The organism is Rufibacter sp. XAAS-G3-1 (assembly GCF_013623775.1).
Taxonomy (GTDB): Bacteria; Bacteroidota; Bacteroidia; order Cytophagales; family Hymenobacteraceae; genus Nibribacter.
In genome coordinates this window covers 15,193-40,638 of sequence record NZ_JABFAM010000012.1, presented here as the reverse complement: position 1 = coordinate 40,638, position 25,446 = coordinate 15,193, and the positions used below count along the sequence as shown (strand labels likewise).

Genomic DNA, 25,446 nt, shown 5'->3' with positions numbered 1-25,446 from the left:
ACGGCCGGGGTGTTTTCCGCGTTTTGAAGCTGTTTTGTGGAAAACGGGGCCTAAACCCAGAAGCCCGCTCCCTTGGCCTGCCCCCAGACAGGACGCAAGAAGAACAGGGAGACGGTGAGATGGTACTTCTTCGGCTAAGTGAACCGCTCAGTTCCCGAGTTCACGTTTTTGTAGTATCTTTCAGCTAGCCTGCCAAGGCTACTTTATTGTTTGCCAGCGTACTAACCGTATCTGTAAATCTGGTTCGCTGAAAACATCTGAGTAGTTTAGGCGTTATGTTTTAAATCTGACCTCTCAAGCGTGCATCTTTTCTACAGATACCTACCTGGCCGGTGGCCGGTAACCAGGCTACTCACTCTGTTCTTCCTGCTTTTATGCTTCCTGTCAATAACTTTTGCCCACGCGCAAAACCGGGTGTCGCTTAGTGGTACGCTGCGTTCTGCGGCCACCGGCGAAGCCCTGATTGGGGCTACTGTAGCGGTGGCGGGTACTACCAACGGCGTAGAGACCAATACCAACGGGGCCTACACGTTGTCGCTGACCCCGGGCACTTACCAGATTCAGTTCTCCTACATCGGGTTCCATACCTTGACCAGGGAAGTGGTGCTCACCAGAAACACCCGCCTGAACGTGGAACTGCAGGAGAACGCAAACCAGTTGGGCGAGGTAGTGGTGGAAGCTGGGCGGAACACGTTTCAGGAGCGCCTCACCACGCCGCAGATGAGCATGGAAACGCTTTCTTCCCGGGAGGCGAAGCTGTTACCGGCACTGTTTGGTGAAGTGGACATCATCAAGACCTTACAGCTAAAACCCGGCATTCAGAGTGGCGGTGAGGGCAGCAGCGGGATGTTTGTGCGGGGCGGAAGTTCTGACCAGAACCTGGTGCTTTTAGACGATGCGTTGGTGTACAACCCCAGCCACTTGTTCGGGTTCTTCAGCGTGTTCAACCCAGATGCGGTGCGGGGCGTGGAACTGTACAAAGGCGGTTTTCCGGCCCAGTTTGGCGGCAGGCTTTCCAGCGTGCTGGACGTGAAACTGCGCGACGGTAACCGGAAGGAATACGACGTGACCGGCGGAATCGGGTTGATTGCGTCCCGCCTGTCAGTAGAAGGGCCCATTCAGAAAGACAAGTCCTCGTTCCTGATCTCGGGCCGCCGCACGTACGTAGATGTGTTCACCCGCCTGATCAACAAAACGCAGGAAAGTGACCCAGACTGGAGCCCCATCCCAGATTATTACTTCTATGACTTCAACGCCAAAGCCAGCTTTGAACTGGGGCCCAACGACCGCCTTTTCATTAGCGGGTACTACGGGCGCGACTTTTTCACCTTCGGCGATGAGAACTTTGACTTCAATTTCAACTGGGGAAACCGGGTGGGCTCGGCACGCTGGGTGCACCAGTTCTCGCCCCGTTTTTTCGTAAACAACACGTTTTCGGCGTCTAATTACAAGTACGAGATCAAAAACCAACTGGATATCTTCTCGTTCAGCCTCACGTCTACCATCACAGACCTCACCCTCAAGTCAGATTTTGAATACATCGCTTCAGACAAACACCACCTGCGGTTTGGCGGGGCCCTCACCGACCACCAGTTTACGGTAGGTCGGCTGGAAGCCGATAGCCAGGACGGGTCTGTGAACGTGGGGGCCGGCAATGATTACCGAGGGCAGGAATATGGTCTGTATGCCTCAGATGACTGGTCGTTCAGTCCGGTTTTCACTTTGAGCTACGGCCTTCGCCTGTCTGGTTTCCTGAATGACGGCAAGAACTTTCTGGGCCTGGAGCCCCGCGCCGCCGCCAGTTACCGGTTCTCTGAGACGCTTACCCTCAAGGCCAATTACACGCGCATGTTTCAGTACGTGCACCTTATCTCCAACACCGGGGCCTCGCTTCCCACCGATATCTGGTACCCGTCCAGCCCCGGCGTAAAGCCCCAACGCTCTGACCAGTTCACGCTGGGGCTTACCAAACTATACAAAGACAAATACCTGTTCAGCACCGAGGCGTATTACAAGAAAATGACCCGCCAACTGGATTTACGCGATGGCGCGCAGATCTTCGGGAACAATGAGCTGGAGCAGGAATTTGTGTTTGGTACCGGCGAGAGCTACGGCCAGGAGTTTTACGTGGAAAAGAAAGAAGGCAAAACCACCGGCTGGATCGGCTACACCCTTTCCTGGTCTAACCGCACCTTCCCAGACATTAACAACGGCAAGACCTTCCCCACCCGCTTTGACCGGCGGCATGATCTCTCGGTGGTAGCCATTCAGGAGGTGAACAAACGCATTCACGCCACGGCCACCTTTGTGTACGGAACCGGCAATGCCTTTTCCCTGCCGGTGCAGCGTTTTATCTTCCAGGATGTGCCCGGCGAAGACTATACCGTGATACCGGTGTACCCAGAGCGCAACTCGTTCCGCCTGGCGGCTTACCACCGAATGGACATAGGCTTGGTGTACAAACTTCGGCCTAAGCGCGGCACGTCTGACCTTACCTTCAGCGTGTACAATGTCTACAACCGCCGCAACCCGTATTTTGTCTTCTTTGAAACCATACGGGAAGACGAAACAAGTGAGATCACCGGGTTTGTGGCCAAACAGGTCTCTCTGTTCCCGGTAATCCCCTCCATTACGTACAACTTTAAATTCTGATGGACTTACAACGAAGCTACCGCCCTTTCCTGCTTTTACTGGCACTGATGGGCCTGCTGTCATCCTGTGACATGGAGCAGGAGATTGAGGTAAAGTTGCCCAACCTGCCGCCCCAGATGGTGGTGGAATGCTACCTGGTGAACGGCGAACCCATGAGACTGGCCTTACAGGAGTCCTCCAGCTATTTTGCGGGCCCAGAGGCGCTCATGGTAGAAGGCGCTACCGTGACCATCACCAAGAACAACGAGGCACCGGTGGTCTTGGAAGACACCCTGCTGGTGGATGCGGAAAACCAGAAAGTGTACACCCACTACAACCGCCGCAGGGTAAGGGCCGTGCCCGGCGATGTCTTCAAACTCCTGATCACCGATGCCAAAGGACGGAGACTGGTGGGCTCCACCACGGTTCTGCCTCCTGTGCCCATTGACAGCGTGGGTTATAAATTCAATGACAAACCCAAGGAAAGCCAGGAAGCTTACCTGTTGGTGCGCTGGCAGGATGACCCGGCCCAAAAGAATTTCTACCGGCTTCTGGCCCACAAAAAAGACAGCAGCGGGACTGACAGCCAGCTAGACGCCGAGGTGAACGACCGGCTGCGCAACGGCAAAAAGATCACCTACAACACCACCTACCGCTTTGACCGCAATGATACCCTCACCATCAAACTGTTTCACATGGAAGAGGCCTATTCAGAGTTTGTGAGTAGCGTAGAAGATGCCCGCAGCGCCAACGGCAACCCTTTCGCCCAACCCGTCACCATCAAATCAACCGTTTCCGGCGGCTTTGGGGTCTTCACCCATTTGAATTTCCAGACAAAGGAGATCATCATCAAATAAGGTTTTCGGTGTGTGTTTCGTCTGTTTTCGCAAAAACAAGCGAAAAACACAGTTCCCCAGTAGGGGCAATCCCGTTTGTTTTCTGGCTATTTTCCTAAAATCAGCCTGAAACGCTTTCCGAAAACCGCTCTTTCGGAGTTCCACTCCGGAAGCTTACTGCCGGGGAGTTCCACTCCCCTTCTTCTGCAACACCTGCCCGAACCTGCCTGCGGCGGAGTTCCACTCCGCCGCAGGCAGGTTCGGGAGTAGAACTCCCGAACAGCAAAGAAAGCAAGGGATTGAAAAAAGCTTTGGCAGCAAATGCCTTAAGTATCGCGTCTCTCCATTTGCGGTAGCATACATGCTACCGCACTGCCAAAGCCTCCAGTCTAAGGGAAAGAGCACCCCTATCCCTCCTTGGAGCTCATCTTGTAGGGGAAAAACAAGAAGTGCCAGTAGGTGAAATGTCGTGGGTTTTAGCGGACAACTCCAAAACCAAAAGGTGCCTCCGCTTTTCATCCGTCCTGTCCCCCGACAGGACGGATGAAAAGCGTTCAAGCCTGCCATTCAAATACTTTGGCTTGTCAGGGGACAAGCCAAGGAAAGGACTTCCTTGTTCCCTACAAGATGAGCTCCCAGGAGAAAAATAAAAAGACACTCGAAGCTTTAAATCACTCGTCCTCTACTCAGAACTCAAGACTCAGAACTCAAGACTCAGAACTCAGGACTCCTTTCTAGTCTTGCCGTTTGATCAGTTCCTTGATCAACAGGGTCATGTGGGGCTCGGCTTTGGCGGCGGCTTCCAGAATATCCAGGAGCACTACTTTCTTGATGTTGCCGGGCGAGCAGAGGTCGGTGATGACGGAGACGGCGAAGACGGGCAGGCCCAGGTGCACGGCGGCAATCACTTCGGGAACGGTGCTCATGCCCACGGCATCGGCACCAATGGTTCTGAGGTAGGTATATTCGGCTTTGGTTTCCAGCATGGGCCCCGGCACGCTGGCGTACACCCCGGTTTTCACGCTCAGCCCGTGCTGGAGCGAAATATCCAGCGCTTGCTGCACCATGTGTGCACTGTAGGGTTCGCTCATGTCTGGGAAACGTGGCCCCAGTTCGTCCAGGTTTTTGCCGATGAGCGGGTTGGTGGGTTGGAGGTTGATGTGGTCAGTGATGACCATGAGGTCTGAGGTATTGAAATTGGGGTCAAGGCCACCGGCGGCGTTGCTCACGAACAGCTTTTTAACGCCCAACCGTTGCATGACCCTGATGGGGAATACCACCTGCTCCATGCTGTAGCCTTCATAGTAGTGGAAGCGCCCTTGCATGACCACCACGGGGCGGCCACCAAGTTCTCCGAAGATGAGCTTACCGGAGTGGCTCTCTACGGTTGAAACCGGAAAATGCGGAATATCTGAATAGTTCAGGCTAAACGCCACCTGTAGGTCTTGCACCAAAGCACCCAGGCCGGTACCCAACACAATCCCGAAATCGGGCTGGTACTGGTGTGTTTTCTCACGGATAAACTGGGCGGCTTCTTGCAGGGTTTTCATTATGTCCATTGGTTAAAGGTAAACTGTTTTGAGGCTGATTTCTGAAAAACCGGCTTAAAACAGGTTGGTTCGGGGAGGCGGCAATTTCAGAAAAAAACGGTAAAGCTGGTTCTACACCAGCTGTAAAAACAGAAGAGACTGCCTGCGGGCAGTCTCTTCTTAACAAATAACTATTTGGCACTCCTTGAAACTCATATTTAACCATGAAGCTGTTTAGAGTTTTGCGTCTGTTTTCCTAAAAACACCCTGAAAACGGCGGTACAAGCGCATGCTTGCGGCAGTGTGCAAATAACGGCCTCTTGTTTTTGGCCTGTTTTCATAAAAGTAGCCTAAAAACCAGAGGTATAGCCGGACACTTGCCCCAGAGAAATTGCTTTAAATGCCGGTTAATGAAAAACTCTAAACAGCTTCCATAACAAAGCACTCGCTCGCGTCCCGCGAGTGTGAATATTCGAGTGTGAATATTTATCAGCTTACTGAATCTCTATCTCATACGGCAGACGGGCCTGAATGCCCTGCATCTGCAGCACGCGTTTGTACTGCTGGTAGTACGGCAACATATCGCCTAATTCGTTTTGCAGGGAATACGCTTTTATCTGCGACTGCGTGTCTGAGAACAGGTTGTCCATGAAGGATTTCTGGGCGGGCAACTGGCGCAGACGGTAGTCGCCCTCTTTCAGCTTGGCTTTCTGGGCGGCAATGGCAATGGCTGTTTCCATGCCGCCCAGCACGTCTACCAGACCGCGCTGTTTGGCCTCAATGCCTGACCACACGCGGCCCGAGGCTACTTTCCGGAGTTCGGCAACCGGCATGTTTCTGGATTGGGCGGCTTTGGTGGTAAAGTCATCGTAGATACGCTCTACCTCGCGCTGGATGTGCATTTTCTCGTACGGCGTCATGGCTCTGGTCACCGTAGGCACGTCTGAGAATTTACCGGTCTTGACGCGGTCTGTGGTAATGCCCAGTTTGTTTTTGAGGAAGTGCTCTGAGTTGACCATCATGCCGAACACGCCAATACTGCCCGTAATGGTGGTGGGGTGCGCCACAATGGTATCACAGGCCATGGCAATGTAATACCCGCCCGAGGCCGCCACATCTGACATAGAGGCAATCACGGGTTTTACTTTCTTGGTGAGCATCACCTCGCGCCAGATCACGTCTGAGGCCAGGGAACTTCCGCCCGGCGAGTTAATGCGCAGCACCACGGCCTTCACGTTCTTATCTAACCGGGCCTTTCTAATGGCTTTGGACATGCCTTCGCTGCCAATGGATGCGTCATCGCCTTCACCGCCCATGATATCGCCGGAGGCGTAGATCACCGCTATTTTATTGGAAGAGGAACCTTCTTTCTTCTCTGGGTCGGCGGCTTTCTTGTAGGTGCCCAGGTTCACCAGTTTCAGTTCCTGGTCTTTTTTCACGCCAACCTTGCTTTTCATGAAATCGGTGGCTTCATCATAGTAGCCCAGGTGCGTGACCATTCCTAAGCGTAAGGCATCATCTGCGTTGTGCACCAGCATGGAATCTGAGATATTCTTGATATCAGCGAAGCTTTTGTTACGGGCGGCGGCAATGTTTTTCAGCATGAAATTATTCAGGGAGTTCAGGAATGACTGGGTCTGCTCACGGCTGGGCTCGCTCATCTTGTCCAGAATAAACGGTTCTACGGCGCTCTTGTACTCTCCTACCTTGAAGATATAAGGCTGTAAATCCAGCTTCTCCAGGGTGCCTTTGAAGAACATGACCTCTGAGCTAAGGCCGTTCAGTTCCAGGGTGCCCTGCGGGTTAAGGTAGAAACGGTCGGCCACCGAGGCCAGGTAGTAGGCTTTCTCCGTGGAGAATTCACTGTAAGCCACCACAAACTTCTTTGATTTCTTGAAGTCCAGAAGCGAATTCCGGATCTCTTCAATAGAGGCCATACCAGCCTGCAGCAGATCAAGGTTCAGGAAAATGCCTTTGATGTTGTCATCGGCTTTGGCTTTCTTGATAGAGGCTTTGATCTCGTCCAGGCCAATGCCCTGCTCACCGAACACTTCCTCCAACCCTAACTCGGCGAAGGGACTACGGGGCGAGCGCTCTACCACCGGTGGGCCTAACTTCAACTCCAGCACAGACCCTTCGGCAATACTTACGGTGTCACTGGAAGAGGCCGCAGCGCCAATACCCAACAGGATCACAAAGCCCACCACCATAAATAACAGCAGGCCTACCATGGTGGCCAGCACAAATTTCAAAAACTGTCGCATATAAATATTTAAAATAACGAGGGGCGCAGGCTCTGGCCTGCGAGGTTGGGACATTAGTCGTACAACCAACAGAATACTTACAAAAACGTACGCTTCTTCTATATCTTGCCTTAGAACTCTTACCCACCAGCGTACATCAGAAGCGAAGGTTTGCACCAATGGTTCTGCTAACCTGCTCAAAAACAGCCATTAAGGTACAACTAGGTGGCTTTTTGTGTGTTCCTTGAAGGAAACTGATGTATTCCAGAAAACCTCCGTTTTACGGAATGCCGGGGAAAAGAGACAAACGCCAGGCATTTGTTCTTTTCCGCCGGTTCGCTTCTTTTGTTTCCCCGCTCAGGGGTTTGCCGTTTAAGGATAGCCAAATGTTGCCTCCGCCGTATATTGGTGTACATGAATAGATGCATTCTACTTGCGCTTCTCTTTTTAGGGACTTTCACGGCCCAGGCGCAATACAAGCGGAACCTGAATTTCAAGTATTTTGGCCTCACCCTGCACCCCAAAGGGGATGATAATGCCGATCTGATGCCCTTAAACCCCGACGGCAAAGGCTATCTGGTGTTGAACGTGGGAGCCAGCGTGGGCTACGAGCATTTCATTGCAGACAGCAAGTTCTCGGTGAAAGCGATCCAGGCACTTTACGCCGACTGCGCCCTGCGCTTTGCCGGGTTCACCCACCTGGGCCTGCGCGCCGTGATCTTCCAGGTCGGCCGGCACTCGTTAAACGGTGGCTTGGGCCCTACCTTAGTTTACCGCCGCAACTGGTCTGAACTGGAAGGCTACAACATCTCTACCTCCTTCTTCGGGGGTGACCCCGAAGACAAATGGCAGTACAAGATGATTTGGTACGCGGGCGAATTTGAGTACAACTACCGTCTCTCTGACCGGGCAGATTTCTCTACCTCTTTTGTACCGGGCTACCCAGACATCATGAGCTTATCTTTTGGGGTGCGCTACTGGCTCAAAGAGAAAGAGTGATTTTCTGCCAAGAGCTTGTTTACATTTGAGGTTTGCCGACTCAACTAACCAGAGAAAGGTTCTGCGGAAGCGTATTTTGAGCTTCATAGCAGCGCTAAGGGGCAAAAAAAAGGCGAACGCAGGTTCTTTTTATGGCCATTTGCAGCGCAAAGATGAAATTCAAACAAGCTCTAAGAAAGCAGCTACCCGTTTTGGGGCTGTTTTTTTGAAAACAAGAGTTCACTTGCCGAGAGTCCCTAGCTTAAGTTGGTACCCAGAGCGGGAACCACCTGCAACATCCGTTAATACCTGTACCACTCCCCCCACTGGTTGCGCAGGTTCTTGCGCATCTCGTTTTCGCGGGCGTTGTTGCCGGGGTTGAAGAAGATGGTGCCTTTGAGTTCGGTGGGCAGAAAGTCCTGCGGCACGAAGTTCCCCTCGTAGTCATGGGCGTACTTGTACTCGTTTCCGTAGCCAATTTCCTTCATGAGCTTGGTGGGCGCGTTGCGCAGATGCAACGGCACCGGCGGGCTTCCCTGCTCCCGCACCATTGCCCGCGCGCTCCTGATGGCCTTGTACGCCGCATTGCTTTTGGGCGAGGTAGCCAGGTAAATGGCGCACTGTGACAGAATAATATCACACTCGGGGTACCCGATCACGTTCACCGCCTGGAAACACTCGTTCGCCATAATCATGGCCGTGGGGTTGGCGTTGCCAATATCCTCCGAGGCCATGATGAGCATGCGCCGGGCAATAAACTTGGGGTCTTCGCCGCCTTCTATCATGCGCGCGAGCCAGTAGATGGTGGCATTGGGGTCTGAGCCCCGCATGGATTTGATGAACGCCGAGATGATGTCATAGTGCGCCTCGCCGCCTTTGTCATACAAGGCCAGGTTCTGCTGCGCAATCTGCTTCACCATCTCATTGGTGATGACCAGTTTTTCCTGGGGGCCGCTGCCGTCAATCACAATCTCCAGCAGGTTGAGCAGTTTGCGAGCATCGCCGCCCGAGATGGTGAGCAGCGCCTCGTACTCCTGCACCTCAATGTTCTGTTTTTTCAGGATTTCGTCCTCAGTTAGGGCTTTCTGCACCAACTCCACCAGTTCCGCTTTCTCCAGCGATTTCAGGACGTACACCTGACAACGGGAAAGCAAAGCGGGAATCACTTCAAACGAAGGGTTCTCGGTGGTAGCGCCAATCAAGGTGACCGTGCCTTTCTCCACCGCGCCTAGCAGCGCATCTTGCTGCGATTTGTTGAACCGGTGGATTTCGTCAATGAACAGCACCGTGCCTTGCCGCTTGCGGGCCTGGTCAATCACGTCCCTGATGTCTTTCACGCCGGCGTTGATCGCGCTCATGGCCACAAACGGAACCTTGAGCTGCCCGGCAATAATACCGGCCAACGTGGTTTTCCCCACGCCCGGCGGCCCCCAGAAAATCATGGACGGCACCATGCCCGCCTCAATGTACCGCCGCAGCACGCCCTGGGGGCCTACTAAATGTTTCTGACCGGCGTACTGATCCAGGTTGTGCGGGCGCATGCGCTCTGGCAAAGGGGCTTTGGTAGTTTGGAACATGGAAAGCAGAATTCAGGTGGTAGCGTTTCGCGGTGTTGAACGGACCCGAAACAAAAGGCAATTTACTTTCTTTCCGTGACTGTTTTGCGCCTGTTTTTCACAAAACAGGCGCAAAACAGTCACTGCCCGGTGGTTGCTTCCTGGATAGCGGGCTTAGCAACAGAGCAGCACCTGCGCTTTACCTGGCTCCTGAACCGGCTGACCTTCCCTGCGTATCCCCTAAAGCAGCGTTTCTGCCCCTAAAACCAGTTTACCATGATCACTACTTCACCCGGACGCACCATCTTACAGGCCGTAGCCGCCTTTACCACCGTGGGTGGTTTCCTGATGGACTGGAACAAAACGCACCTGTTCAACCCCAACTGGCCCCCGCACGCCAAGTTCCATGACGCCATGACCATTTTGTCTGGTACCCTGTTGGGTTCCACCAGCCTGTATTTCCTCCAGAAAAAAGACGGCGACCCAGAAATGAATTTAAAAGTAGGCACCATGCTCCCGGCCATCTTCTACCTGGCGCAAGCCGGAAGTTTCACCTTTCCGGGCGCCGAAGGCATGGACGCTGAATTCCCCGAGAAAATCCCGTCGGTGGGCAGAATCAAACTGAATGAAGGCCCTTTTTCCCTGGTGATGCTGGCCGCTCTAGGCGCGGGGTACCTGCTAGCGAAGAACGATTCAAAGTAGGGATTCCCTTGTTCTGTTTTTGGCGTGTTTTTAGAAAAGTAAGCATTAAACAGACTTGGTCTTTTGGATGCCTTGTTTCTGTTTACTACGGTTGCCCATTCCCTATGGCTCCATTGAAATTCGCACCTAAACTACTCCACAATCGTTTCCCTATTAACCTGATAGGGTCTTGGGGACGAACAACAGTAGCGTGAACTACCTGCATCTTTACCTTCTGAGATGTTTCCCGTGGCTGGCTTTCAAGCCACCCGTTGGAAACACTCCCGTTTAAAGCGTATTTTACAGAAAATAGCCGGTAAACCGAAAATATCTATCCATCTGCTAACAAAACATAAACATGGCTACCCTTACCCCTGAACAGAGCGTCCATAAAACAGAGGCTTACTTTGCGAACGCCCCGGAGTTTGCCCAACCCATCTGTGAGAAACTAAGAAACGCCATTGCCGTGGCAGACCCAGAGTTGAAAGCCGCCTGGAAATGGAGCGCCCCGGTGTACGGGAAAGCCGGGCCGGGCCTGGTGTGTTCCATAGGGGTCTTTAAACAGCACGTGAGTCTGGCCTTTTTCCAGGGAGCCTTGTTGGAAGACCCGCACAGGGTATTTACCAGCAGCCAGGACGCCAAAACCATGCGCAGCATCAAATTCACCAACGCCTCGCAGGTCAACGAAGACCTGTTAGTGAAATACCTGAAAGCTGCCACCCAATTAAAGGCCGGTGCTGCGGCAACCTCAACTGAACGCAGCCTCATAGAAATCCCCGAAGACCTGCTGCAAGCATTATCCCAGGCGCAACAACTGGAGAGATTTGAGCAGCTGGCGTATACGCACCGCAAAGAGTACGTGCGCTGGGTCACCGAGGCAAAACGCCCCGAAACCAGAGACACGCGCATCTTAAAAACCGTGGAGCGCATCACCGAAGGCAAGAAGTTCAGCTAATCTCCCAGAGCGCTTCTACTATGTCGCGCAGGAACTCGCGGTGGGTGCCTACGTGGTAAATATCGGTTCCTACTTCCTCCGTGGAGGCATACAGACGGCCGCCGTACTTCATGTTAAGGTACTTGGCGGTTAATTTAAACGGTACCTCAAAGCCATCGGGCAGTTCGGCGTCTGCGCCTACGGCTACCAGAAAGACGGTTTTTCCTTTCAAGTTGCGCCCCAAGGTCTTTTGCACCGTTACCAGACCGGTGAGCCGGTCAAAGAAGGTTTTCAGCAATCCGCTCATGGCGTACCAGTACACCGGGGTGGCGAACACAATGACTCGGTGCCGCGACACCCGTTCTATGATTTCCATGAAGCCATCCCCAGCCGGATAATCGTTTTATAGCGGTACGGCAAGAGGGTGTAGTTCAGCAGGTCTATGAGTTCATGCGGGGTACCCTGGAATATTCTCTGCAGGAACCGCCGGGTATCACTGTCTTTGCGGGCACTGCCCAACAGAATAAGAGGTGCTTCCTGCATAGCTTTAGGACATGTTGTAGCGTTTGCCACTGGCGCGAGCAGATCAACCTGCTATGGCTATGGCTCGGAAGTAACTTCCGGGACTTGAACTTCTGAACTGAAAATACGGGAAGTACTTCCGAGCCATAGAGGGAAAATGATAGAGTTCAGCAATACGTTTGTCGCTGCGGTGCAGCGAGGGTAGTCTGGAGACTACCCATTATCTAGAGGCACGAGTCTGAAGACTCGCGCCAGCGCAGAAGCAGATATAGAATCATTCACAAGGCACTCTCACCCCCTAAATTTCAGCAGAGAGCAAGTGAAATTCCCCTACTCCACCACGTGCGCCACAAACTGTGACAGGTTGGTGATGATGCCCCGCTCCCGCCGGAACCCGATGGCGCTGCCTTCGCCGGCCCAGAAAACCCCGGCCTGGTAGCGGTAGCCTTGGGCATCCTGCGGAAGTTCGGCCCAGGCTTGGTAGATGTGGGGCTGGTCACTGTACTCTCCGGTGGTGGAGGAGACATCTGTGTTTCCGCGTACCTGAATGTTCTGGCCCTCGCGGCCGAAGAAGGGTTTCTCCACGGCTTTGCCGGAAAAGGAGGTAAACTCGGTGCGCAGCAGCAACGGGTGGTACGGGAACTGCTGCCACAGCCAGGCCAACATGCCTTTGCTCTGGAAAATAAGCGAATACGCCGGATTGGCGATGATCACGCTCCGCGAATACTGCAGCTCAACCAGATCAGAACACAGTTCGGGTTCCAGTTGCACAAACAATTCCCAGGGCACCAGCTTGAACAGGAACGGGAAACGCCGCCACTGCTCGGCCCCAACCTGGGCCCAGATGCCGCGCTCGGCACCCAGGGTAGAGACTTCCATTTGCTCTACCGGGCAGATGTGCGTGTCAAAGCCGGCCTCGCGGGCGGCTTCGGCCAACACTTCGCAGTTGGTGTAGTCTTCTTTGCTTCCGCCCAGATACACGAGGAGAAGCGCGGGTTCCAGCTCGGGGTTTAAGCCCTGCCAGGTTCTGAACTGCTCTACCAAGGCTTCATACAACCCATTGGCTTGGTGGCTCTCGTTTTTCCCGGCGGCGGCCAAGCTGGCCCACTGTACCACCGCCGTTTCGGGGATGGAGGTGGCGGTATCGGCGTTAAACTCCAGCAGTTTCACGCCTTCGGGCGTCTGCGCGAAGTCAAAGCGGCCGTAGAGGTGCCAGTGGCGCTCATCGTTCCAGGAGTGCCGCACGGCCCGCCATATCCGTTCCGGAATGCCAATCTTCCGGAGGAAATCATCGGGTAAGTCATCGGGCACGGCTTCTACCATCATCTCATAGAGCGTAGCGGCGGCCTCCAGCAGCTCATCGGCGCTTTTCTGGCTCAGCACCACCGCCTCGCCCGACAGGTAGGTCTGGCACTCCTCCTCTACTACCCACTCCCACCCCATCTGGTGTACCATTTTTGTGACATCGCCGTGGTGCGGCATTAATTTGACCGGGAGAGATGCGTCTGACATAGAAATGAACGGGTTAGATCTGGATGGATTTTTTACAGTTTTGGATACAGTATTTTGAGGCTGTTTTCATAAAAACAGCCCTAAAACAAAGGGATTGAACAATGGAATGCCTTGACAGCGACTGCTTAGGCCCCAAAGCCACCTGACCTACCGCCGAACGTACCGGAACGGCTGTTGGAAGGAGCGGTAGAACGCACGTTGCCGGGGGACGTGGCCGGACGGCTGTATTGGCCCGTGGTTCCCCTGAACGCCGTGGCGCCTCTGGAACGCTCTGCCGCGGTTTGCTGCCGCCAGGCCTCATTGCGCTGAACGGTGTTAGGGTTGGCGTAATACGCGCGGTTGGGCGACAGCATCCGGCCGGCCATGTACCCGATTCCGCTCCACATCAGCACGTTCATCATGCTGAAACCGGTGCCGTTGTGCGGATTGGCCTGGGAGTATTCCTGCATACGGCGCTCCAGTTCCAGGCCTTGCAGGGTGTCTACTTTCCCGTCGTTGTGTTTCAGGATAGCCATGACCTGCCCTGCCTCAGCAGGACGCTCATCCGTGATTTTCCAGTTGTCCGGACTTGTTTCGGTCATTTCGGTGATCACGCCCTGGCTGTATTTGGGGGCTTCTTCCCGGGCGTTCCACTCGGTGGAAGTTTCATTTTGGGCAGTACGGTTATCGGAACAGGAAGCAAGCCCAAGGCAGGCGGCGGCACTCACCAACAGCACGTTGCGCGAGAAATCACCAATAAGGAAATAACGCTTTTTCATAAGATGGAATACGAAGCCATTTCTGGCGTGTTTATACAAAAGTAAGCCTGAAACGAAACTAAAAGATTAGTCGTCGGTTGCCCGGGTTTCTTACTCCCAGAGCGGATAATGCTTTAAATTTACCTTTTTCTGAAAGAAAAGTTGGGTGGAGGCTTCAAACGAGGCGGTGTAATCAGAAACGTAGAAGTGGGACTCTCCTGGTAAACGCGCAGAGGCGATTCCTAATTGCGTCAATACCGCTCCCACGTGCCGCGCCACCAGTTCTGAGGCATCCAGCACTTCTACCCTTCCCTTGTAATACGCAGCTATCTGTTCTTTGATCAAGGGATAATGGGTGCAGCCCAGAATCAACGCCTCAATGCCGTCCAGGGCCGGGTCTGACAGGTACGTCTGGATGACGCTCTCTGAAATGGTGTTGTTGAAGAAACCTTCCTCAATCATGGGGGCCAGCAAGGGTGTGGCCAAAGATTTCAGGCAGATGCCGGCGTTCAAATCATCTATCTTCTTTTTGTAGACATTGGAGTTTACGGTTTGTTTGGTGCCAATCAGGCCCACGGTTCTCTGCGGAAATCTTTCGCCCACCAACTGCACCACGGGGTCAATCACGTTCAGGACATGCGCTTTCCTGCCTACATATTCCCGCACCAACTCGTAGGCGGCCGCCGAGGCAGAATTGCACGCAATCAGAATTATTTTACAATTCTGCCTAATCAGCAGATCACATATTTTCACGGAGTATGCCTGTATGGCAGCGGTTGATTTATCGCCGTACGGCAGGTGGGCGGTGTCTCCAAAATACACCAACCGTTCCTGGGGTAAATGCGCTTTAATGGCTTTAGCCACGGTTAAACCGCCTATTCCGCTGTCAAACACCCCAATGGGCCGCTCTAAATTCTCTGCCTTTACCATCACTTTAAACCAAGGTGAGATGATACTAAAACAGATCATCCGTAGAAACCCCTATATTTCTATAATACAAAATCAAAATGGACTTTTACGCAACCAACCAAAATCAAGAGGCGTAAAAGAACATACAAGTTGAAACTAAAAAAGGAGGAATAAAAATGAAAGTATTATCAACCCGCGCCCACGGGATAATGGATTATCTGGTGGGTATCTTATTAATTGCAGCTCCGTTTATCTTAGGATTTGACCGTGGCGGTGCTGAAACCTGGGTACCCGTTATTGTAGGTGCCGTTATTATCTTACAAAACCTGATGACCAACTGGGAGGTAGGGGTTTTCAGAGCCATGTCTGCTAACATGCACTTGAACATGGATTACCTGATTGGTATTTTCTTAGCCGCCTCTCCCTGGATCTTTAATTTTGATGAATATGTGTACCTGCCCCATTTGCTTGTAGGTATTGTGATTTTGTTGCAAGCCATGATGACCAGGGTAGTTCCTGTTCACGGAGCGGTTACTAACCGTAGCATGCACCACGGCCACTCCCACTAAGGGAATGCCATCATGAACTAGCATGCACCTAAAAAAGGCCGGGTTGTCCCGGCCTTTTTTGCGTTCTTCCATTTTTACCGGAACCGTCTCTGGTATACGCTTTTCTGTTTGCGTACCTTTGCGCCATGAATTACCTTTCAGCAGACTCCATCTCTAAAAGCTACGGCGACCGCTGGCTTTTTCAGAACCTTATATTTGGCATTAACCGCGGCCAACGCATTGCGCTCATTGGAGCCAACGGGGCCGGAAAAACCACGCTTCTTCAGATTTTAGCGGGCACCGTTCCGCCCGACAACGGCACCGTAAGCGTGCGGAAAGGCATACGCGTGGGATACCTGTGGCAGCAGCCTGAGTTCCCGGCGGGAGCAACGGTGCAGGAAGCCATCTTCTCGGGCCAGACCGAAGTCCTGGACGCTATCAGAGACTATGAAGCCTGTCTGGAAGACCCTAACACCTCAGACAAACGCATGCAGCAGGTCATGGAACGCATGGAAACGCTGCACGCCTGGGAATACGAAGTAAGAACGAAGCAGATTCTGGGCAAACTGGGCATCCAAAACCTGGAGGTGCAGGTAGAGCACCTTTCCGGTGGGCAGAAAAAACGGGTGGCCATGGCCCGGGTACTTATTGAGGAGCCAGATTTACTTATTCTGGATGAGCCTACCAACCATTTGGATCTGGAAACCATTGAGTGGTTTGAAAACCTGCTCACCACCGAACAGACCACGCTGCTCATGGTCACCCACGACCGTTACTTCCTGGATCAAGTGGCCAACGAGATTGCTGAACTGGACCGGGGCCAGGTGTATACCTACAAAGGAAACTACAGCTACTACGTAGAGAAAAAAGCCGAACAGGAAGAAGCCAACGCCGCCGAAATGGGCAAGGCCAAGCAACTGTTGAAGAAAGAATTGGAGTGGATGCGCAAGCAACCCCGTGCCCGGGGCACCAAGTCCAAATCACGGGTAGATGCCTTTTATGACTTAAAAGACAAAACCTCGCAGAAAGACACGCGCACTTCCCTGGAACTGTCGGTGAAGAGCACCCGGCAGGGAAACCAGATTCTGGAGATTGACCACCTGAGCAAACGCTTCGGGGACAAAGTGGTGCTGGATGATTTCAGCTACGTTTTCCGGAAGAAAGACCGCGTGGGCATTGTGGGCCCCAACGGCGCGGGCAAAACCACCTTGCTGAACATGCTTACCGGCCGCCTGGCCCCTGACAGCGGCGAAATCATTGCCGGCCAGACCACCGTCTTTGGCTATTACACCCAGTCTGAACTCACGTTCAATGAGAACCAACGGGTGATTGACGTAGTCAAAGAAGTGGCCGAGGTGGTGGAAACCGGCAACGGCGAGGTCATCACGGCCAGTCAGTTCCTGCAGCACTTCCAGTTCCCTCCGGCCCAGCAGTACACCTTTGTAAGTAAGCTGAGCGGCGGTGAGAAACGGAGACTGCAGTTGCTGCGCGTGCTGATTAAGAACCCTAACTTCCTCATTCTGGATGAGCCCACCAATGACCTGGACATCCAGACGCTGAACATTCTGGAGGATTTCCTGCTGCAGTTTGGAGGTTCTCTATTGATCGTTTCCCACGACCGTTACTTTATGGATAGGTTAGTAGAGCACTTGTTTGTGTTTGAGGAAAACGGCCACCTGAGAGATTTCCCGGGTAACTACACAGATTACCGCGAGTGGGCCAAGGAACGGGAGAATATGAAACTGGATGAAGTAAAACCAAGTGCTAAATCTGCTCCAGTGGCTGCCGTTTCAAGCTCAACCCCCGCTGCTCCGGTAGCAGATACTACTCCCAAAAGAAAGGCTTCTTTCAAAGAAAAGCAGGAATACGAACGCCTGGAGAAGGAAATAGAACAGCTTGAGGCCGAGAAAGATGCACTGGCCGCTGAAATGAACGCTGGAACCGCAGGCCACGTACGCCTGGCAGAACTGGCCCAACGCATTAAAGACATCAACACCGCGGTAGAAACCAAAACCGAACGCTGGCTGGAGTTGGCTGAATTTGTCTAGTTCTTATATTTAGTATCAAGTAGTGCGTATCACGTAGCATGATTGAAGATTTCGTTTTAAGCCTGTTTTCCCGGAAACAGGCTTAAAACAGGCCCTTAAGTAGCAGTTCGTTTGTCTGTTTCAGGGCTGTTTTTCTCAAAACAGCCCTGAAACAGACAATGGGTTATACTCTAACCATCATACTACCAAAGCTTTTTCAATCCCTTGCTGCCCTTGCTGTTCGGGAGTAGAACTCCTTGCTGTTCGGGAGTTCTACTCCCGAACAGCAAGGAGTTCTACTCCGCCGTGAACCACGGGCAAAAGAAGGGGAGTGAAACTCCCCGGCAGTAAGCTTCCGGAGTGGAACTCCGGAAGAGCAGTTTGGTTTTCTGGAATTTTTAGAAACTAAATAGCCGCTCATTTTATCCTACAAGATGACAAGCCCCTTTGAAGAACCGGTACTAGCTGCTATAGAAAGAGTTAAAAGTGATTCTCGGGAATGCCTGATCAGCCCGAGAAATCATCCCCCTAGGCCTTCAAAGGGGACAAAACGTGTATAAAATAGCGGATAAGTTCAGGAGAACCAGCGCGGGCAGACAGTAAGAGGGCACTTCTTCGCCTTGGGGGGGGAATCTGCTTGGAGAATCATATGATTTCACATTGGCTTAAAGTCACTAAGCGTGTCTTCCTAAATACGTGATTTCGTTTCGGCGAAACGAGTCTGGAGACTCGCGCCAGTGAAAAGAAGCATAAAAGCAGAGCGGCCGGGTAGTAAACTCTACCCGGCCGCTCTGCTTTTATGCTTCTCTCGTGCTACTTGATACGTGCTACTACTGTGCTACTTAATACACGTTTGGCTTGCGCTGGTAGCTGAAGGAAAAGCCTACTTTCTGGGGGGTGCTCACCTGTTGTTCTTCCAGCTTCTGTTTTACGGTAATCTTCCTGATCTCTTCTACATCTGGGGCTATGAGGTCATTGTTCACCGAGGCCACCATGGCACTTTCAATGAAAAGCTTTAGGGTCTCTTCGTTGATTTCGTTTTTGGCCATGTCATTATAGGTAAGGTCTAGCTGCTTCACGCCTTCCAGGTAGAAGTGGTTTTCTATGTTGATGAGTACCCGCCCCAGCAGGTAGCCGGGGTCATTTAAACGGTTGTACTTGATAGAATCTGCCATGAAGTTGTACGCCATGATGTGGCCAAAGAACCTGCGCCGGAAATCTTCGTCTACGTAGCGGCTTTTCATTAACTCATGGTCATCTGGCAGCGTGATCACATTGGAGTGCATGATAAACATGAGCAGGTCACCGGAGAATTTGATGTGGAACTCAAAGTCATTGATGCTTCGGTATTCAATCAGGACGCTGGCATCTACCTCGATGATCCGCTTTCTTAGATTCTCCACTAAATCAATGGAGCAGCTTCTGAGTTTCTCAAAGACCTCGCGGGTATTTCTGAAAATGGTCTGTTTGGTAGTTGACTTCTGCCGTAATCCTTCAAAAATGGTCTCAATTCTATCTTCCATAGGTACTGTTCATAAGGCATATTCCTGCCAGTGCAGACAAAGTATCTTTGCTAGTACTTTCCGCAAGGCTTTTTAGTTATTCATTTTCTAAAGTGGCGGGAATATAAGTCCTTTTTGAGCAAGTTCCTGCAACTCTACGGTGGTAAGCCCCGCCTTTTCCCGTAAAACCTGCCAGGTATGTTGCCCCAGGAGAGGAGGCGAAGGAATGTCTAAAGTTTCAGAAAACGGGCCCGAAAACGCGATTTGCCGTACGCCCAGGGGCTTTGCATCTTCGTTTCTTAGTAACTGGGGCTGCACCAAGGGTTGCGCCAGCGCCTGGGGCACGTTGTGTACCGCACCGGCAGGCACATGGTGTTTCATTAGTGCCTGGAGCAATTCATTCTGGGGAAAGCCAGCCACCAACGCCTGTAACCTTTGGTTTAGAGACTCCCGGTGGAGCACCCGTTGGCCGTTGGTTTTGTACGCGGTGTCCTCGGCCAAGCCTGGCTCTCCCAAGATGCGGCACAGAGCCTGAAACTGCCGATCATCTCCCACGGCCAGTACTATCTCTTTCCCATCAGCTGTGCGGAAGATGGTTCCGTAGGGGACAATGTTGGGGTGCTCAGACCCCATCCTTTCAGGCGCCACCCCAGCCACCAGGTAATTGGTGGCCTGGTTCGCCAGTGAAGCGATGGCCGATTTTAGCAGGGATACTGCAAGGTATTGCCCCTGCCCTTTTTTCTCTCTTCTGTAAAGCCCGGCCAGTAGCCCTTCCTTTAATTGGTGGGCTGCCAGCAAGTCTATCAAAGCAACGGGCATCTTAACCGGTGGCCCGTCTTTCTCTCCGTTCAGGAACATGAAACCAGCCTCTGCCTGTAACACGGCATCATACCCAGCCCGGGCCACGTCACTCCCGTAGCCGGTAATATGGCCATACAGCAATCTTGGGTTAATCCTGGCCAGGGTGGCGTAATCCATCTTCAACTTTTCGGCATCACCGGGTTTAAAGCTGGCCAGCACGATGTCTGCTTTCTCAATAATTCCATACACCAGCGTTTGTACCCGCTTATCTGCCAGATCAAGGCAGACTGATTTCTTGCCCCAGTTGGCCGAGGCAAAATAAGCCGACACTGTATCTGCTGGGTTTTCGGGGGGCAGTTTCCAGCGGCGGGTTACGTCTCCTTGGGTTTTGGGACTTTCAATTTTAAGGACTTCGGCCCCCATTTCGGCAAAGAACTGCCCTACACTTGGCCCGGCCAGCACACTGGCGAATTCCACTACCAGCAAATCATGAAAAAGACCTTTTCCTGCATCCATCTGTTTTGAGGCTGTTTTCCCAAAAATGGGCAAAAAACGGGTAAAACAAAACTTAGGCGCACGTTGGGGAGAGGGCAAAAAAGAAGCAGGCAGCGACCAAAGATCGCTGCCTGCTTAGCATCCTATCAATCCAGTTCTTCTTACCGAACCATGATCCGTTGCGTGGTGCTTTGGCCGTTGGCCGTTACGGAGATCATGTAGATGCCGGCTTTCAAATTCAATCCTGTTAGGTTCAGTTCATGTTCTGCGCCTACGTTGCCTGCTTCCTGGGTGTGGAGTACTCTTCCGCTCATGTCCGTCAGGCGGATGGTGGCTTTTCCTTCCACTTGCTCCTGGAAGCGGAGGCTCACTTTGCCATCCTCTACCGGGTTAGGATACACGCTCATGCTGGCACTGCTGGCCGTAGCACTGTGGCTTACCGCAATCACTTTGGAGTACTCAAACTTGCTGTCAAAGTCAACTTGTTTCAAGCGGTAGTACACGGTTCCGGAGGCGGCGCTACGGTCTGTGTAGGTGTAGTCTAGCATAACAGAGGAGTTTCCGTTTCCTTTCACTTCACCCACTTTCTTGAAGCTCTTACCGTCTGCGCTACGCTCAATCTCAAAGCGGTCGTTGTTAATCTCAGAGGCCGTGCTCCAGGCCAGTTCTACTGAGCCGCTGCGCGAGGCACCGTCAAAGCTGGTTAGGGTTACTGGGAGTGCCTCACCATCGCAATCAGTTACTGTCACAAGCACTTCCTCATTCATTATGCTAGCACACTCATTTGTGGCAATTACAGTGATATAGTGAGGTCCAGCGAGTTCATCTTCAGTTTCAAAAAACGACACTACAGTTATATAATCATCACCTTGATCAATGGCTGCAAAGCCATCTGGCAATACAAATTCGTAGGTTATACCTGGCAGTGGATTAGTAACTCTAATAGTAGTTCCTTTGTCCGCAAGGTTACATATACTAGAATCTGCGACTGCCAATGGAACTACTGGTGGTGTACAATCTCCTGTTGGGCAATCTACCACTTTCATTCCTAAGCAAACTACCGCAGCACCACAGTTGTTCTTTTTAACGGCAACTACAGTTACATACAGAGAATCTCCTACTGCAGGTGCAGCTTCACCCTCTTTGACCTTAACGCTAACAAAACCATAGCCTTCTGCAACCTTCACAAATGCATCTGGAAGGAAGAATTCATACTGTACTTCACCTCTTCTATCTACGTTATTTACAGCAAACGTGTAGATTTTATCACCAGACGCACAAATTAACTTTGGATTATTTACTACTAAACTCGGCTTAGTACATGGTTCACCATCTTCCAATATCATTTCAAGTTTAGCATAACCAAGCCCGCAATACACTACATTATTATCAGAAATAGTACTTACTTGTAACTCTACTACCCCTGCCTCTGCTCCAGCTTCTACTATTAAACGATCTGTTCCATACCCGTCTACTACTCTCCAGCCAAAAGGAACTAACCAATCGTACGCATACTCTTTTCCATCTCGGTTAGGATGAGTATTCGCAGTAAAAATTACTACATCACCAGCCTTAAACTCCTCTTTACCGGGAATGGTCCCATTTTGCGTGCTAATAGTCACTGGAATTTCATCACCTATGTAAGTAGCTCTACTTTTTACAATAGTTTTTGAACAGCTACCTGAACCTTGAATATTGTTTTTTGCATCCACCATTGCGTATATAGTACCAGACACATCTCCTACTTTTACCTTTATCACATTTGTACCTTGTCCTGAAACGATCTCCCAATTAGAACCTAAGCCATCTGGCCCAACTGTGGGTACTTGCCATTCAATATTAGTATATGAGATTCCTAATTTATAAGGAAGAGCAAACTCAACTTCTTCTCCAGGACAAAGACTGCCACGTTCCTCAATATTAGGTATAGAGATAGCACATGTAGCAAGAGGTGTGATAGATTGATTCGTTGATGAAGCAAGAGGCGAAATAGTTTTACTTGATGCTGTATTTGGTTTATCTGAATTTTGAGTAGGATCTGCTATAAAATCCCGAAAACCAATACCATTATCAGTCGTTTGAACAGCAACATGAATCTTCTCCATAGTTTCGAATTCATCTCTGCTAAGAACAATTTCAATTTCCTCGGTATATACTTTTTTAGTACTTTTTGACTTCTTCCCGCCTACTGCTTCAAATTTAACTGCATGGATTGCCTTGGTGACAGGAGGCAATATCCCACTTAGCTTGTTGGTTGTAGTAATTCTATATTTTTTCGGAACTATCTCATCTTTTTTGCCTTTGCCACCTTTGCCATTAGGTGAGATATAAGAACCACTTGGGGTAATAATACTACCACTATCTGGTAATTGGATATAAATATTCTCTATATTATCAGTGTTGCTTGAAACGGAAGTTAAATTAAACTTCAGCCTAACGTAGGCATCATTCCTCGTTTTGTTTCCGAATCCAGAAGCATTCAACGGACCAGAGTATTTGATTCTAATTTTGTTTGAGGTTTGATACTCTTGGGCATTCCCTTGAGCTTGGGCCACCTGCGTTAGCCCCAAAAGGAGAAGCATAAGGGTACTAGCCCATGAAAGTAGATTTCTTTTCATGATAAAAAATTAATTCTGGATTGGATTGTAAAAAGGACGTAGGTATTCAATCACCCTGGTGTGCAGGGAGTGGGAGAAGGCAATAGAGACCACCATTATAAACGAACTTATAATGGTTTGCTTCTTGAAAAGACTAATGCGGAGTAAGTATAGATTTAATCATATGTTTGGTTTCCGTTAAAGATTCACACTCTTGAATATCTTCTATTGAGTATTCGTATACTGCTTAACGAGAGGAAAAGGTTTTAGTTACAGAGAAATTGTATTTTCAATACTAAGGTAAGACAATTTCTTTTATTAATTCTACTTAAAACAGGAAAATAAATAAAAAATAGAGGTTTTAGAGCGAATCTGTATGATATAGAATTATGAATATATTGCATATCTAATACATGGGTAAAAACTTCAGAGAAATAACCTGTAAAAAATGCAACCTTTATATCCAATTAAGCCTATATGTAAATCACCCTCAATAAACCTCACACTATCAATGTTTTACAAAACAAATTTTTATAAGATTAATACCATCAAGGCCATTCTAAGCTACTTTCATTTAGGAAGAACAATGATTAGGGGGGCTCTCGTTTGTTTTCATGCAACTTGGTGCCTGCACATACCCATATATCTCATCTTTAAGATAAAATTTCTCACTGCACAAAGCTAAAGCAAGGAGCGAAAAGGCTTTTGTGGGTTTCAAGAGAGCATAGCCGCTACCTTTTCCCATCTAACTAGCCTCTTCACTCCCTTAGTTTCCAAACAAGCAAAGACCAATACGCAGAAAAGGTTATCTTTACAAACCTTTATACAAAAGCCAGCTAAAATTCACAGCGGCTTACAAGAAGAAACAGAACAATGAGTGTTACATTTGATGATTTCAGCCTACAGCCCGACCTACTGGAAGGTATTCGGTCCATGGGTTATAAACAGGCTACCCCCATTCAGGCGCAGGCCATTCCGCACATATTAGAATCAAAAGATTTGATCGCCTGCGCCCAGACGGGTACCGGTAAAACGGCGGCATTTCTGGTCCCTATTCTAAGCAAGATCACGGAGGCTAAATTTGATTTCACCAGTACCCTGGTGCTGGTACCCACCCGCGAACTGGCCAAACAGATTGACGACCAGGTAGAAGGACTCAGCTACTTTACCGGGGCCACTTCCATTGCCATTTACGGCGGCAACAACGCCCAGAACTGGGATCAGCAGAAGAAGGCCCTCACCAGCGGGGCCGATATCATTGTCGCCACCCCCGGTCGCTTGATCGCGCACATGCAGATGGGCTACGTGAGGCTGGACCAGCTCAAGTACCTGATCCTGGACGAAGCAGACAAGATGCTGGACATGGGCTTCATGGATGACCTGATGAAGATTATCTCCCAGTTACCCAAAGAACGCCAGACCCTTATGTTCTCGGCCACCATGCCGCCTAAGATCAGAACCTTCGCGAAGCAGATTCTGCAGGAACCCGAAGAAATCAGCCTTTCCATCTCTAAACCGGCGGCTAACATTGACCAACGCATTTACCTGGTGTATGACAACCAGAAACTGCGGGTACTGCAGCATATTCTCAAAGACGCTCAGGTGCAGACCATGATTTTGTTCACCTCCCGTAAAAACGCGGTGAATGACATTGTGCGCTCCCTGCAGAAGATGGGCTTTGAGGCCGAAGGCATCAGCTCTGACCGTACCCAGGATGAGCGCGAAGCCACCCTCCAGCGGTTCCGGAACAAGCAACTGCAGGTATTGGTGGCAACCGATGTAATGTCCCGCGGAATTGACGTGGAAGGCATTAGCCACGTGGTAAACTTTGACGTGCCCCAGGATGCCGAAGACTACGTGCACCGCATTGGCCGTACCGCCCGCGCCGAGACTTCTGGCGTGGCCATCACCTTCGTGAGCGAGCAAGACCAGGAGCGTTTGGTGAAGATTGAGAAACTGATTGAGCGCGAGCTCCCCAAATTGCCCCTGCCCGAAGGCGTGGGTGAAGGCCCGGCCTTTGACCCGGTGGGTAACAGCAAAAGAAACAGTCGCGGCGGAAGACCGGGTGCTCCCGCCGGCAGAGGCGGAAGACCAGACGGCAACCGCCCCGAAGGAAGACGCCGGGAAGGCAGCGGCCCTAGAGACAATAACCGAAGAAGGGAAGCCAAACCCCGCACCGAACGCCCCGCCGGATCTGCGGCCCCAGCCGAAGGCACTGCCCCACGGCCTCCCAGAGCAGAAGGACAACCCCAAGCCCCAAGAGGCGAAGGCGAAGAAATAAAGCGGAAGAAAAAACGCCGGAAGCCAGTATCCCAAAAGCTTGCCGAAGGCGGACAGACCGCAGCCACTACGGCCCCACCTTCTTCGGGAGAATAACGCATTTGATTCACTTATCCATGAAAAGGGGC

Annotated in this window: 20 protein-coding genes; 8 read left to right on the top strand and 12 right to left on the bottom strand. The window is 51.2% G+C overall.

The genetic code is table 11. The annotated features are described in order from the left end of the window. Positions 1-414 precede the first annotated feature (414 nt). Both HHO50_RS14560 and HHO50_RS14555 read left to right on the top strand, forming a co-directional pair. Complete coding sequence (locus tag HHO50_RS14560; RefSeq protein ID WP_370457605.1) at positions 415-2,652, top strand: TonB-dependent receptor domain-containing protein; 2,238 nt, start codon at positions 415-417, stop codon at positions 2,650-2,652. Beyond that, entirely contained in the window at positions 2,652-3,488 is an 837-nt protein-coding gene (locus HHO50_RS14555) for a DUF4249 domain-containing protein (RefSeq protein ID WP_181306800.1), read from the top strand. The genes HHO50_RS14560 and HHO50_RS14555 overlap by 1 nt, the downstream gene beginning before the upstream one ends. A 713-nt stretch (positions 3,489-4,201) precedes the next feature. On the opposite strand, the gene HHO50_RS14550 is transcribed toward HHO50_RS14555, so the two are convergent. The 3 genes from HHO50_RS14550 to sppA all read right to left on the bottom strand — a co-directional run bounded on the left by HHO50_RS14550 (position 4,202) and on the right by sppA (position 7,260). Beyond that, entirely contained in the window at positions 4,202-5,017 is an 816-nt protein-coding gene (locus HHO50_RS14550; RefSeq protein ID WP_181306799.1) for a purine-nucleoside phosphorylase, read from the bottom strand. After that, positions 4,980-5,222, bottom strand: coding sequence for a hypothetical protein (locus HHO50_RS14545; protein ID WP_181306798.1), 243 nt, complete (start codon positions 5,220-5,222; stop codon positions 4,980-4,982). The genes HHO50_RS14550 and HHO50_RS14545 overlap by 38 nt, the downstream gene beginning before the upstream one ends. Before the next feature lie 268 nt (positions 5,223-5,490). After that, positions 5,491-7,260: a signal peptide peptidase SppA gene (sppA, locus tag HHO50_RS14540; protein WP_181306797.1), complete on the bottom strand. Its 1,770-nt coding sequence runs from the start codon at positions 7,258-7,260 to the stop codon at positions 5,491-5,493. A gap of 393 nt (positions 7,261-7,653) precedes the next feature. Between sppA and HHO50_RS14535 the strand changes: the two genes are divergently transcribed. Then, entirely contained in the window at positions 7,654-8,238 is a 585-nt protein-coding gene (locus HHO50_RS14535) for a hypothetical protein (protein ID WP_181306796.1), read from the top strand. Between the two features lie 281 nt (positions 8,239-8,519). On the opposite strand, the gene HHO50_RS14530 is transcribed toward HHO50_RS14535, so the two are convergent. Further along, the gene (locus HHO50_RS14530) at positions 8,520-9,794 is read right to left on the bottom strand and encodes a replication-associated recombination protein A (protein ID WP_181306795.1); all 1,275 of its coding nucleotides are present in this window, start codon (positions 9,792-9,794) and stop codon (positions 8,520-8,522) included. Between the two features lie 255 nt (positions 9,795-10,049). On the opposite strand from HHO50_RS14530, the gene HHO50_RS14525 reads away from it, so the two are divergent. Together HHO50_RS14525 and HHO50_RS14520 are read left to right on the top strand one after the other, a co-directional pair. Next, entirely contained in the window at positions 10,050-10,475 is a 426-nt protein-coding gene (locus HHO50_RS14525) for a DUF6640 family protein (RefSeq protein ID WP_181306794.1), read from the top strand. Positions 10,476-10,812: 337 nt separating this feature from the next. Continuing rightward, positions 10,813-11,409 carry a DUF1801 domain-containing protein gene (locus HHO50_RS14520; protein ID WP_181306793.1) on the top strand — a complete coding sequence of 199 codons (597 nt, stop codon included), beginning with the start codon at positions 10,813-10,815 and terminating at the stop codon, positions 11,407-11,409. On the opposite strand, the gene HHO50_RS14515 is transcribed toward HHO50_RS14520, so the two are convergent. The 5 genes from HHO50_RS14515 to murI form a co-directional block, all read right to left on the bottom strand. Further along, on the bottom strand, positions 11,402-11,764 hold the full coding sequence (locus HHO50_RS14515; RefSeq protein WP_181306792.1) for a flavodoxin family protein: 363 nt from the start codon (positions 11,762-11,764) through the stop codon (positions 11,402-11,404). The genes HHO50_RS14520 and HHO50_RS14515 overlap by 8 nt on opposite strands. After that, positions 11,752-11,931: a hypothetical protein gene (locus tag HHO50_RS14510; protein WP_181306791.1), complete on the bottom strand. Its 180-nt coding sequence runs from the start codon at positions 11,929-11,931 to the stop codon at positions 11,752-11,754. The genes HHO50_RS14515 and HHO50_RS14510 overlap by 13 nt, the downstream gene beginning before the upstream one ends. Positions 11,932-12,240: 309 nt before the next feature. Then, positions 12,241-13,422 carry a glutathionylspermidine synthase family protein gene (locus tag HHO50_RS14505; RefSeq protein WP_181306790.1) on the bottom strand — a complete coding sequence of 394 codons (1,182 nt, stop codon included), beginning with the start codon at positions 13,420-13,422 and terminating at the stop codon, positions 12,241-12,243. A gap of 125 nt (positions 13,423-13,547) precedes the next feature. After that, positions 13,548-14,180 carry a hypothetical protein gene (locus HHO50_RS14500; RefSeq protein ID WP_181306789.1) on the bottom strand — a complete coding sequence of 211 codons (633 nt, stop codon included), beginning with the start codon at positions 14,178-14,180 and terminating at the stop codon, positions 13,548-13,550. A gap of 90 nt (positions 14,181-14,270) precedes the next feature. Beyond that, the gene (gene murI, locus HHO50_RS14495) at positions 14,271-15,089 is read right to left on the bottom strand and encodes a glutamate racemase (protein ID WP_181306918.1); all 819 of its coding nucleotides are present in this window, start codon (positions 15,087-15,089) and stop codon (positions 14,271-14,273) included. Positions 15,090-15,244: 155 nt separating this feature from the next. On the opposite strand from murI, the gene HHO50_RS14490 reads away from it, so the two are divergent. Together HHO50_RS14490 and HHO50_RS14485 are read left to right on the top strand one after the other, a co-directional pair. Next, entirely contained in the window at positions 15,245-15,637 is a 393-nt protein-coding gene (locus HHO50_RS14490; protein ID WP_181306788.1) for an SPW repeat protein, read from the top strand. Between the two features lie 125 nt (positions 15,638-15,762). Next, a complete protein-coding gene (locus HHO50_RS14485; protein WP_181306787.1) occupies positions 15,763-17,664 on the top strand; it encodes an ABC-F family ATP-binding cassette domain-containing protein in 1,902 nt (633 codons plus the stop codon). A gap of 821 nt (positions 17,665-18,485) precedes the next feature. Here HHO50_RS14485 and HHO50_RS14480 read toward each other — a convergent pair. The 3 genes from HHO50_RS14480 to HHO50_RS14470 all read right to left on the bottom strand — a co-directional run bounded on the left by HHO50_RS14480 (position 18,486) and on the right by HHO50_RS14470 (position 23,059). Next, positions 18,486-19,166, bottom strand: a complete 681-nt coding sequence (locus HHO50_RS14480) for a hypothetical protein (RefSeq protein WP_181306786.1) — start codon at positions 19,164-19,166, stop codon at positions 18,486-18,488. Between the two features lie 87 nt (positions 19,167-19,253). Further along, positions 19,254-20,462 (bottom strand): CaiB/BaiF CoA-transferase family protein, encoded by a 1,209-nt coding sequence (locus tag HHO50_RS14475; RefSeq protein WP_181306785.1) that lies wholly within the window; start codon positions 20,460-20,462, stop codon positions 19,254-19,256. A 140-nt stretch (positions 20,463-20,602) separates the two neighbouring features. Then, positions 20,603-23,059, bottom strand: coding sequence for a T9SS type A sorting domain-containing protein (locus HHO50_RS14470; protein WP_181306784.1), 2,457 nt, complete (start codon positions 23,057-23,059; stop codon positions 20,603-20,605). A gap of 852 nt (positions 23,060-23,911) precedes the next feature. Here HHO50_RS14470 and HHO50_RS14465 point away from each other — a divergent pair. Beyond that, positions 23,912-25,414: a DEAD/DEAH box helicase gene (locus HHO50_RS14465; protein ID WP_255478752.1), complete on the top strand. Its 1,503-nt coding sequence runs from the start codon at positions 23,912-23,914 to the stop codon at positions 25,412-25,414. Positions 25,415-25,446 lie beyond the last annotated feature (32 nt).